This window comes from Spiroplasma sp. hy2 (genome assembly GCF_044714365.1).
Lineage (GTDB): Bacteria > Bacillota_I > Bacilli_A > Mycoplasmatales > Mycoplasmataceae > Spiroplasma > Spiroplasma phoeniceum.
This window is the reverse complement of the sequence record NZ_RXFZ02000013.1, coordinates 1-12,107: the sequence shown is the minus strand read 5'-3', so window position 1 is coordinate 12,107 and position 12,107 is coordinate 1. Positions and strand designations below refer to the sequence as shown.

At 27.2% G+C, this 12,107-nt stretch carries 8 protein-coding genes and 1 pseudogene; 8 read left to right on the top strand and 1 reads right to left on the bottom strand.

All coding sequences use genetic code 4. The annotated features are described in order from the left end of the window. The first annotated feature begins 363 nt into the window (after positions 1-363). The 8 genes and pseudogenes from EHV01_RS01025 to pheT all read left to right on the top strand — a co-directional run bounded on the left by EHV01_RS01025 (position 364) and on the right by pheT (position 11,007). On the top strand, positions 364-1,692 hold the full coding sequence (locus EHV01_RS01025; protein WP_422065811.1) for an MFS transporter: 1,329 nt from the start codon (positions 364-366) through the stop codon (positions 1,690-1,692). A 33-nt stretch (positions 1,693-1,725) separates the two neighbouring features. After that, positions 1,726-2,415, top strand: coding sequence for a M48 family metallopeptidase (locus EHV01_RS01020; protein ID WP_422065810.1), 690 nt, complete (start codon positions 1,726-1,728; stop codon positions 2,413-2,415). A 48-nt stretch (positions 2,416-2,463) separates the two neighbouring features. Next, entirely contained in the window at positions 2,464-2,832 is a 369-nt protein-coding gene (locus tag EHV01_RS01015) for a hypothetical protein (RefSeq protein ID WP_422065809.1), read from the top strand. Positions 2,833-2,880: 48 nt separating this feature from the next. Beyond that, positions 2,881-3,252, top strand: a complete 372-nt coding sequence (locus tag EHV01_RS01010; RefSeq protein WP_400248537.1) for an NAD(P)H-hydrate epimerase — start codon at positions 2,881-2,883, stop codon at positions 3,250-3,252. Between the two features lie 23 nt (positions 3,253-3,275). Beyond that, positions 3,276-3,944 (top strand): annotated as a pseudogene (locus EHV01_RS01005) (ADP-dependent NAD(P)H-hydrate dehydratase). Between the two features lie 112 nt (positions 3,945-4,056). After that, positions 4,057-7,260 carry an FtsX-like permease family protein gene (locus tag EHV01_RS01000; protein ID WP_422065808.1) on the top strand — a complete coding sequence of 1,068 codons (3,204 nt, stop codon included), beginning with the start codon at positions 4,057-4,059 and terminating at the stop codon, positions 7,258-7,260. Between the two features lie 305 nt (positions 7,261-7,565). Beyond that, positions 7,566-8,603: a phenylalanine--tRNA ligase subunit alpha gene (pheS, locus tag EHV01_RS00995; protein WP_400248533.1), complete on the top strand. Its 1,038-nt coding sequence runs from the start codon at positions 7,566-7,568 to the stop codon at positions 8,601-8,603. Positions 8,604-8,613: 10 nt separating this feature from the next. Further along, complete coding sequence (gene pheT / locus EHV01_RS00990) at positions 8,614-11,007, top strand: phenylalanine--tRNA ligase subunit beta (RefSeq protein WP_422065807.1); 2,394 nt, start codon at positions 8,614-8,616, stop codon at positions 11,005-11,007. A 122-nt stretch (positions 11,008-11,129) separates the two neighbouring features. Here the strand turns inward: pheT and EHV01_RS00985 are convergent, their stop codons facing one another. Continuing rightward, a complete protein-coding gene (locus EHV01_RS00985) occupies positions 11,130-11,930 on the bottom strand; it encodes a MurR/RpiR family transcriptional regulator (protein ID WP_422065806.1) in 801 nt (266 codons plus the stop codon). Positions 11,931-12,107 lie beyond the last annotated feature (177 nt).

The following is a 12,107-nucleotide window of genomic DNA, read 5'->3' as shown; positions in this document are numbered from 1 at the left end:
TTWTNNNNAATTATTTTTTTCATTAATTATTTACCTCCATATATTAAAAATATACCTAATTTTAGGTATATTTTATAAATATCAAGAGTTTTCGACAAAATTAAAGAAATAATAAACATTACCCTGAGTGAAAGTTGTGTTACAATTATGTGAAGTGATACTAGTTTTAATTTAAAACTAGTATCTTTTTTATTTTTAAAATTTTAAATTGTTTTTTCTGTTGGATTTTGTTTTAATTAAAATGATAAATAACAAACGATTTTTACATTTTATTATTGGTTTTGATATAAATAGGGTATAATTACGGTATATACCTAAATAATATATGTATGGTTTTTTATGGTTAAAAGATAGGTGAAAAAAATGGAGAAATTACGTAGAGTGTCATTAACTTTCTTAACAATTGGCGGAATTTTTAGTGCGTTACTGTTCGGAATATTAATTATGCTAGCAAATAAAATTAATAATCAAATGTTCCTTTATAATGCTGCAGATATGCTATTACACGATATTGCTCTTTTAGTTTTACAGTTTTCAAATATGACAGTATATCATAATGTGATGGCAAACCCAGAATTAGTTGGGGGGATTTTAATTGGAATTTCTAGTTTTTTAGTATTGCTGTATTTAATTCCAAATTATTTATCAAAAAATAATGGTTATAAAATTTTTGGCATAAGTGGTGCTTTTGTTATTGGATTAATATCTTTCATTTTATTAACAATGGCTGTTGTGCTTGCTGGTCAACCAATAAGTGCTAAAACTGGTTTAAATATTTTTAAGTTAAATTTACCAATTAATTCAGGTTTTATTTTGCTATTTATTGGACCAGTCTTAACCTTCTTTGGTAGTTGCTTTGCAATAGCTTATTATCATACAACACGAAAAGCAAAATCATTAACACAAGATCAAAAAAATCGTTTAACAGCAATTAATTTTGAAACTGGTAAAATTGGTTCTCGTGGGTTAACACCACAAAAAGAAATGGTTAATCAAGCTGAACTTACTCCTATTGAAGAAACAAAAACTCCTCTTAACAACAAATCAGTTGCAACAACAAATGATTTAAAAGCAAAAATGGCATTATTGAAATCAAAAATGGCTCGGAATGCTCTTTTACATGAGCAAGGTGAAGCACATCTTGTTCCAGAGGAAGAAGATAATAATTCTGATAATTCAAAACCAACAATTCGTGTTGGTGCAGAAGGCCAATATTTACGCACAATTAAAGAGGGTGAAGGAATTGTTGATGAATCACCAGCAGGATTACTTATTGAACAAGAAGGTGACTTTGTGAAAAAAGGTGATATTATTAAACATCGTGATTATTCAGTTCCTATTTTTAGTACGGAAACTTCGTCTTCAAAAGGAAATTTCAATGCCTATGATTCAATTATTATTCCAAAATCAAAACAACATATGTCATTAGATAAAACAGAATTAGCAGAACGAATTGGTTCGGTTCCAAAACCAAGTGGTAAGAAACGCATTAATCCCAATGCCCGTGTTGATAGTTCTTATGATGGTAAAGTTTTTTTAGGTGATATTGATAAAATTTGAACAGCAGGAAAAAAATACCGTGAAGATATTACAAAAAAACCAGCAACTAATAATTCTTTACAATCATCGGATTTACACCATAATTTTGAGAATGAAAATGAAAATGATGATAAAATAGATGATAATAATTAATTCATCCATATTTATGATAGGGGGAGGAATAGCATGGCATTGGAAAAAGTGCTACCATATCAGGGCAACTTAATTAAATATGATTTAATTATTAAAGAACAGAAGAATATTGTGTTGAATGTTAATAATGGCAAAATTAAAGTATCGGCCCCTAGTTATGCCCATGATTGGGAAATTGAAGCTCTAATTTATAAAAATATTAAAAAAATTATTACGGTAATTAATGTTCACGATAATTATCGAAAGATTGTCATTAATCTAAATGGAACAGGTTATGTTTATGTTTTTAATGAAAAATATCCGTTGCAATTAATCAATGAAAATATTCATACAAAAATTATTAATCGACAATATTTTTTATTAAAAGATGCTGGTAGTTATGATGAAAATGTTAAAAAGTTACACCATTTTTTAAAACAAAAATTTAGTTATAAATTTGAACAGTTATTAAATAAATGAGCAACAATAATGAATTTATCTTATAAAAATTTAACAATTAAAGCAATGGTTCGTAAATGAGGTGTGTGTTATCCACAAACGGAAAAAATTGTTTTAAATACAAAGTTAATTCATTTTGATCCGACAGTATTGGAATATGTAATTATTCATGAATTATCACATTTAGTTCATCATAATCATTCTAAGGCGTTTTGATATCATGTTGAAAAGTATATGTTAAATTATCGTGAAAAAGTTGAAATTTTAAAAAAACCAGGAATTTAATATGGTTTTCTTTTTAATTTAACATAAATAAGTAAGGAGTTAAGAAATATGCTTTATATTAGTAATCAACAAGACACTAAAAATCTTGAAAATTTTATTTTTAATCAATTTGATATTTCAGCAGTTAAATTAATGGCGAAAGCAGTCGAGGGTTTATTTCATCATTTGAATTTAGCAGTTCATAGTTTTTTAATTTTAGCTAACATTGGTAATAATGGTGGGGATGGTTTTTGTTTAGCAAAATTAATTAGTGATTATGATGGAACAAAAAAGATCCATATTCATATTTGCACTAATAAAAAAACCTTTGATACTGCTAAAACCCCAGAAGTGGCATATTATTATTCATTAGTTAAAAAGTTGCGAAATGTAACAATGACCTTTCTTGATGATAATATTGAGGCAGTAATTTTATAAACTGATATTATTATTGATTGCATTTTTGGTATTGGTTATCATGGAAAAATGCCACCTGCCATTGCTGAAATTATTAAAAAAGTTAATGAAAGTCAAAAATATGTTTTAGCATGTGATATTCCAAGTGGAATTGAAAATGATAGTGCAACAATTCCAACAATTGCAATTAAGGCTAATAAAACTGTTACTTTTTTTACTTATAAATCAGCTTTTATTAATTATGATATTATTCCTTATTTAGGAAAGGTTGTTGTATGACAATTGGGGTTTCATCAGCAAGAAATTAATAGGATTTGCGCGAAATTAATTGATAACAACTTATTTTATACGGATAGTGTCCAATTACATTCCCGCTCACTAATTTCACACAAAGGCATTTATGGAAATTTACTTATTTTTGCTTCAAGTTTAGAATATTAAATGCTGGGACTTTAGTTGCTAATATGGCATTAAATGCTGAAATTGGCCTAGTAATTTGAGCATTATCCCCAGAATTATTAGGAAAAACCAATAATACTGCTCCAGAAATTACGTTTTGTGATGCTTCTGATCGAACTCGAATTTTAGATTTATTAACAAACAAAGTTAATGTAGTTGCCTATGGAATGGGAAAAGGAAAAACAGAACGGACATATAATACTTTAAATTATATTTTAGAGAATTATAAAGGATCAATTGTTGTTGCTGATGGAATTAATGTTCTAGATGTCCCATTATTACGGAAATTACGTGGACGAGCAATTTTAACACCCCATGCATTGGAATTATCACGTTTAATTAATAAAAGTGTGCCAGAAATTTTAAGTAATCAAATTAATATTGCAAAATAATTTGCTAATAAGTATAAAATTGTTGTTTTAAAAGGATATCAATCAATTATTACGGATGGTAATCGTGTGTATATTAACGGTACCGGTAATCCATATATGGATGTTGCTGGTATGGGTGATACGCTAACTGGTTTAATTGCTAGTTTAGTTGGTCAAGGTTATGAATTGTTTGAAGCAGCAATTGTTGGAACGTATTTACAAGGGTTAGCTGGTGATGAAATTTCACAATACAAAAACCCGTGTTACCAACAGACATTATTGATCAAATTAGTTTTGTTTTAGCAGAGCTTATTGGAAGTGACGATTCGCTTAATTTTAAAAAATAGTTATTTTGGTTATTTCGGTAACTTTTGAATTTGTTATAATTGATTAAAATGAAAAATGGAGAATAATAATGCGCCAAATTTTAAAAAGTTATTTAAAATCATATTTTAAAAATTGAATTGAAGCCGGAGGTTTAATTCTTTTTATTATCATTATTATTGCAACAATTGCCGGAATTTTATCAGGTGCTTTACAATATAAAATAAAATATAATGATTTAGTATATACATCTGAACAATGAGATTATAATTTTAGTGTTGAAGATTATAAACCTAATTTTATGGAAGATTATTATTTACATAATAAGTTTATTGATAAAAATAAGCAAGAAATTAATGTTACAGGAGTTCCCCAAGCAATTTTAAATGAAAACAGTAGTTGGTGAAAAACAACAAAAAGTGTGTGTGGTACTCTTGCAAGTCCAGAATTACAGCAAATTTGTTCAACAAGTCAAATTATTACTAAATTAGCGAAAGTTGCGCAATATCGAGGAATGAAGCAAAATATTGATGGTGTTAATCCGATTGGCTATCTTTATTTTAAAAAATTTAATTGAAACCAACCAAAAGAAATAGTAACACGGTTATTACGACAAAAAACTTTGCCAGAATATTCTGTTGGTGTTTTTGAAGCTATTTCTTTTAAACAAGGAAGCGGTTCAAATTATACTTTAAAGATTACTCCTGCGGTAGTACAAAATCTAGAACAGACAGCCGCCGTTAATTTTAACCAATTGAAATTATACCAAGGACAGTTGCCAACAGTAGATAATGAAGCGGTTGTTAGTAGTTTATTTGCAGAGCAAAATCATTTAAAAATTGGAGATATTTTTCCAGTCATTCCAAACAACCCAAATTTTAATTTAAAAATTATTGGAATTGGAAATAATTTAGATAATTTTATTAAGCGGACAAGTTTAAAAATTAATAGTAGCAATGATATTCGGAAATACGGTGTATTATTTACAACTGAGCATTTCCAAACTCAATTGCAGGATGCAAATGTTCGTGGTGAGTTAGGAAATATTACTTTAAATCCAAGTCAAAAAATTTTAATTAAATTAAATTCAACAAATGCAATTTTAACTTTAAAAGAAAATTTAGCACAGGGTTATATTAATCCAACAGCAACTTTAATTCCATATGAAAATAGTGATATTGCAATGCAAACGCAAAATATTAATATTCAAATTATTTTGTATAGTGCAATTGGTTCGGTGCTGTTATTTTTAGGTTTTATTTTTATTAATTATACAATGAAAAAAGAGATGAATAAAACTCGTCGTCAAATTGGAATTTTTAAAGCTTTTGGTTATCAAACAATGGAATTATCATGAATTTTTTCAACAAAGTTTTTTGTCACGATGCTATTTGGTATTATCTTAGGATATTGTGTTAGTATTCCTATTCAGTTATATGTTAATACATTATATACAACAGGATTATTAATTCCATTTAAATTAATTTATGTTTCCTGATGATTTATGCTAATTTTGTTTTTAGTTATCCCCATCTTTTTTACTACTTTATCATTTTTATTTACAATGAGTTATTTAAAAAAACCAAGTTTAGTATTAATTAATGGTGCTGGAAAAATGAATTTTTATGGTTTAATAATTGGGATTAAAAAAATTTTTAGTAAAACAAGTTTCTTGTTTCGAATTCAATTAGCATTTACTTTAAAAGGATTTTGAAAATGAATGATTGTAATGTTTATTTTCTTTATTTCTTCATTACTCTTTATCATTCAATTTAATGCATCTGATATTTTTCGACAAATTGTTTATTCGTTTAGTAATGTTTATCAAAAAGATGTTGACCATCGCTTCCAATTTCCAAGTTTATTAACAATGGTAACAAGTCATCGAACTCCAACAGGAGAAGAAAAATTAAAATTAATAAATAATAATCATTTTCGAGTGTTACCAACAAGTAATGTTGAACAAACCCAGGCTGTTTCATTAGCAAAATTTAATGAATTAGCAACAGCGATTCATCATAATCCGATGGATATGGAATTATGACAAAAACTCTTTCTTTATCAGCCAATTTATCAGTCAGTTTATTTAACTGATTTAATTCAAGTTGTTAAAGATATAACAAATATAACAGGAGGAAATTTACCAGATTGAGGAAAAAATATTGTTAATTTAAGTAATCTGATTGACCAGACACATATTAAGACAGTTGTTAGTTTTAATACATTGTATTATAATCCTCAAACAGAATTGCCAGTTCTTAATTTAGCTGTAACTCCAAGTAATCGTGAAACAGCAGTAATTAGTGATCTTAATTTAAAAGGGATTGAACCAAATACTTGGACAAATTTTTATCAAATGGAAGGTGTTAACAAAACGGTTATTAACGAATTGTTTGCAGCACCATTAACAAGAACACAAATTCCTGCAATTATTTCAGAAAAAATAGCTAAATTAAATAATTTAAAAATTAATGACACTTTTGAATTTACTGTTAAAAATGTAAGATCTCCGTATAATATATCAATTGTTGTAAAGGGAATTAATAAAAATGATACAACACGAAGCAATGTTTTTATTAATGCTAATACTATTCGGTTTTTATTTTATGATTTTAACAAAAAACCAGTCCCAAATGATTTTTATGATGGAGTTATTTCTAAGGAAAAAATGATTTATGATAAGATCAACCCAAAAGAATTGCTAATGGGGAAACAAGATTATAAGATTACATTGCAAAACTTAACAATTAATATTTTTAACCATGATATTACAGATAATTTAGGAAAAATTATGACAACAATAACTAGTGATGGTAGTGATATTAGTATCTTTACGGGTCCAAATAATGTTGAATTAATTACCTTGCAAAAATTATTAGCATCGGCAGGCTTGGGGATGTTAAATGATTCATTGTTAATTTTACAAATATTAAATGGAATTATTATTTTCATTATTTTAGCAATTATTACTTCTTCGGTAATTGATGAAGCTAGCTCAGTTATTTTAACAATGCGAGCCTTAGGATATAAACCACGGCAAGTAAACTTTATTGTAATTGGTAATTATGTTCTTGGTGTTTTATTTACCTTCTTCCTGGCATATGTTATTTCCTTACTAATTTGGTACTTTGCTGTTAACATTATTTTAGAACAGTTTAAATTTGTTATTAATTTACCATTAAATTGACAAACACCATTAAAAGTTGGAACTATTATTAGTATTATTTTAGTTCTATCATGACTATTATCTATGTATTTAGTAAAAAAACAAAAACTAAATGAATTAACTGAGTAAAATAGGTTATAATAAAATTATAAAATTTCAGATTAAATCGTTGATTTAGGAATAGTAATTAATATGCTTATCGTCAGAGAGGTTATGATTGGTGCAAATAACTGGTGAGATATTAAGGAATTCACCTAATGAGAGCTGCTAATCCCAGCCGGATTATTTAATATAAATGATTCGTTAACTGTAATTAAGACTATTTATTAGTAAAAAAAGGATGGTACCGTAAAAATTGCTCCTTGTTTATATTTTTTTAATATAGACAAGGATTTTTCTAACTTAATTAGACTTCAGTAAGAAAGGATTAAACAATGGAAAAAGAATTAGACTTATTATTTACCCAAGCAACAAAAAACATTAAAGCAGCAAAAACAGTGGCGGAAGTTAATGCCGTTCAATTAAAATATTTAGGGAAAAAATCAATGTTGAATGATTTATTGAAAAAAATGAAAGATTTGACACATCAAGAACGTTTAACAATTGGTCAAAAAACAAATCAAATTAAAGGAGAATTAACTGAATTATGTCAAGTTAAAAAAACCGAATTAGAAAATGCTTTATTAATTGCGACAATTGAACAAGAAAAAATTGATTTATCATTACCAGGATATAATTTAGTATTAGCAACAAAGCATCCATTAAACCAAGTTATTGATAAAATTTCGCAATTATTTCAAGAATTAGGATATGATATTGTGTTTGGAACTGAAGTTGATGATGATGAATATAATTTTCAACGCTTAAATTTACCATTAGGACATCCAGCTCGTGATATGCAAGATACATTTTATTTGTCTAAAAACACATTATTACGAACACACTGTACCAATATGACAGCCCGTGCAATTTCACAGATGAAAAGTAAAAATGAAATAATTGCAATGATTTCAACTGGAAATACTTATCGCCGTGATGATGATGATGCTACACATTCACATCAATTTATGCAAGTTGATGGGTTTTTAGTTGCCCCAAATATCACTTTTGCTAATTTAAAATGAACAATTCAATACTTTTGTCAACGGATGTTTGGTGAAGCAACACAAATCCGTTTACGGCCAAGTTTTTTTCCATTTACAGAACCATCTGTTGAAGTTGATGTTACTTGTGTTAATTGTCAAGGTAAAGGTTGTTCAATTTGCAAGCAAACTGGTTGAATTGAGATTATGGGCTCTGGGATGATTAATCCGCTTGTTTATCAAGCATGTGGACAAGAACCAACATTAACTGGCTTTGCCTTTGGCATTGGGATTGAACGAATTGCGATGTTAAAATATGGGATTGATGATATTCGTCGTTTTTATACAAATGACATCCGCTTTTTAGAACAATTTAAGAAATTTGATTAGGAGGTTTAAAATGATTATTACAAGAAGATGATTAAATAAATATATTGATTTTACTGATATTAGTAATGCTGATATTGTTGCTGCTTTAAATAGTTTAGGGTTTGAAGTAGAACGTACTCATAATTTTGATCGTAATAGTAATATTGTTTGTGGTCGAATTCAAGTTGTTAATGAAATTCCTGATACGCATTTAAAGTTTTGTCTAGTTGATACAGGACAAGAATTAGTTGATCCAATTGTTTGCGGAGCTAGTAACCCAGCGGAAAATGGATATGTTGTCGTTGCTCGTCCAGGGGCAGTGTTAGCCGATGGCACAAAAATTGCAAAACGTGAAATTAAAGGATATGCTTCGGAAGGAATGATGTGTTCATTAAGTGAATTAGGAATTGCTGAAAAATATTTAACGCCAGCCGAACAAGGTGAAATTATTTTAACTTTTAATGAAAAAGAAGGTTCATATGATATGATTGGTGCTGAAGATGTTTTAACTAAAATTGGTTTAACTGATTATTTGTTTGAGATTGATTTAACATTAAACCGCAGTGATTGCTTAAGTGCTTATGAATTAGCCCGTGAATTAGCCCGCTATTTTAAACGTGAATTATTTCCGTTAGAATTAGAATCAACAGAAAATTTAAAAGAATATCAAAATCCATTAAAAGTAGAAATTGCAACATCAGCAGTTGAATCAGCAATTAGTGTTAATATTAAATTAACGCTGGAAAAAACTCCGCTAAAATTATTAGATCGAATTTGGTTAAAAATTAATGAATATCAATCAAATGTAGCAGATCCATTTGGCGATTTAGCAATTAAAGCAACCCTTGAAACAGGGCAACCATTATTACTTTATGATTTTAATAAAATTAAAAACCCTTTAAAAATTACTGATGATTATGAAAATAAAACTTTTAATATTAAAAAAGGTGATTTAGTAGTTCTTGATGGGAATGAATTTGTAGAATTAATTGGTGTTCGCGTTAATCCGACTTATGCTATTAGTGCTATAACAACGGAGATAACAGTGTTAGCACTCCATTTAAGTCATATTATAATGCGTCAACAACAACGAAAAGTTGGTATTAGTAACATTAATTTACAACGTTATATCAAACCCCTTAGTTATGCTACTGTTGGATTAGGATTATCACGTTATTTGTATTTATTAAAAATTAATGGTTTTTTAGCCGAGTTATCAGTTTTAAACTTTATTAAAGAATATAAGAAAACAGTTGAGCCAATTAACATTACTTTACTTGAGATTAATCAATTTATCGGTCGTTCTTTTACCTTATTAGAAATTAAAGCTTTATTAGAACCATTAGCTTTCCAATTTAAAACAGAAGGTGAACAATTATTTGTGACACCACCAGTAACTCGTACCGATATTTTTCAGAAAGCTGATTTGATTGAAGAAATTGCCCGGTTATTTGGTTATAATAATATTGTTGCTCAATCACCAGTCTTACCAAATTTAGTTAAGGCTAAACGTCCTACTGAAAAAACAATTAAAAATTTTGAAACTTTTTTTTTAAATAATGGTTTTTATCAGGCAAAAACATATGCGCTAGTTAAACAAGAAGAAATTACTCATTTTAACTTTTTTAATTATCAAAAACCATATCAATTACTATCACCATTATCGGAAGAACATGCTGTAATGCGGTTAAGTTTAACAAATAGTTTATTAAACAGTGTTAAATATAATAATGCTCGAAATCAAAAAAATGTTAAGTTATTTACTGTTGAAAAAATTTATGTAAATGAGAAAAGTTATTATCATGGGGCATTTGTAAGTCAAGCAGAAATTGTTCAAAATAAAATAACAGGCGATAGTCTTTCTAATTCGTATTATTATATTAAAAGTTTATTGGAAGTTTATTTGCAAAGTGAACAAATTGATATTGATGAATTATCATATCAATCAGCACCAAAAAATAAAATTTACCATCCTTATCAAACTAGTCATGTTTTTTTAGGAAAACAATTATTAGCAATTATTGGTGTGATTCATCCTAGTTATCAAAAAGAAGTTGATTTAAAAAGTACAACTTATTTTGGCGAAATTAATTTTGAAGTAATGTTTAATTATCCGCATAAGAAACAAACATTTTTCACACCGCCTTCTAAATTTAGTACAAGTAGTCGTGACATTTCAATTTGAGTACCAGTAACAGTAACCTACGAACAAATTAAGAAAAAGATTTTAACAGGAGTTAAAAATGTTGTTGCAATAGAAGTGATTGACCAGTATTTTGATCATAAAGAAATGCCTAATCATGTTGCTTTAACAATTAGTTTTACATTTAATGATATGGCAAAACAGCTAACTGAAACAGATATTAACCAACAATTTGAACAAATTAAAATGAATTTGAAGAAATTACAATTACAAATTCGCTAGAAAAAAAATTTATGTATTTGAGGATTAAGGTAATTTATGAACACTAAATCTTAATCCTTTTAATTAGAACTTGCTTTATTTTTTATATAAAAAGAACATCTTTTGAAACAGATGTTCACTAGTTATTTTATTTTTTTAATATATTCGTGTCATTCATCAATGGCTGCATAATAATCTTGATATTCTTCATTATGAGTAGGATGATATTTTGCAATTAACATTCCAAAAACAATATTAATTAGCATCAACTGTGAAACATAACGGGGATTATCAACATAAAAATTTAGAATTTCAGTATTCTCTAAGGTTAGTTTTTGTAAATTAGGTGATCCTTTATATTCTTTATTAATTGTTAATAAAATAATTTTAACATTTCGTTTTGTTGCAACTTCAATTAGGAAATGATATTCAGCATCTTGTAAGCTTTTTGAAATTAAAATTAATAAATCATTTTCACTAAGAGTTTCAATTAATTTAATTGTGGCATAATAATTAACAAGATAAGTTGAGTTATATTTTAAAACATTTAAGTGTAAATTTAAATTTTCGCAAATTAAAGTATGGCGACTAATTCCCCAGATAACAATTCGTTCACTCGTATGAATTGTATCAATGAATTTTTCTAATTGATTAACTTTTAAATTTCGATAAGTTTCATCTAATGCATAAGTATGCAGTTTATAAATATTATCAATAATATTATGGAGAGTTGTCTCATTTTCTTGGATATCAAATTCCTTGATATTATTATACTTTCCAGCAACTCATACTTTAAATTTACTATAATTTTCAACCCCCAATTTTTTAATTAAACGACTTAAGGTAGAAGTATTGATGAAAAGACTATCTGCTAATTCGTTAATAGTTAACTCTAGAACACTCTGAATGTCATTATTTAATTTTTCAATTAATTGAATTTGCAAATCAGTTAATTGGTTTTTTTTCGTATGTTATAATTTTCATTTTGGCTCCTCATTTTTTTACAACACATTTATAATAGACTTCTTGCATAACCTATTAAAATAATTGTAAATATTTTTAAAAAGATACTAATAGCAAATTATAATTTTAATTAATTATGTCTTTTATTTAAAAATYWA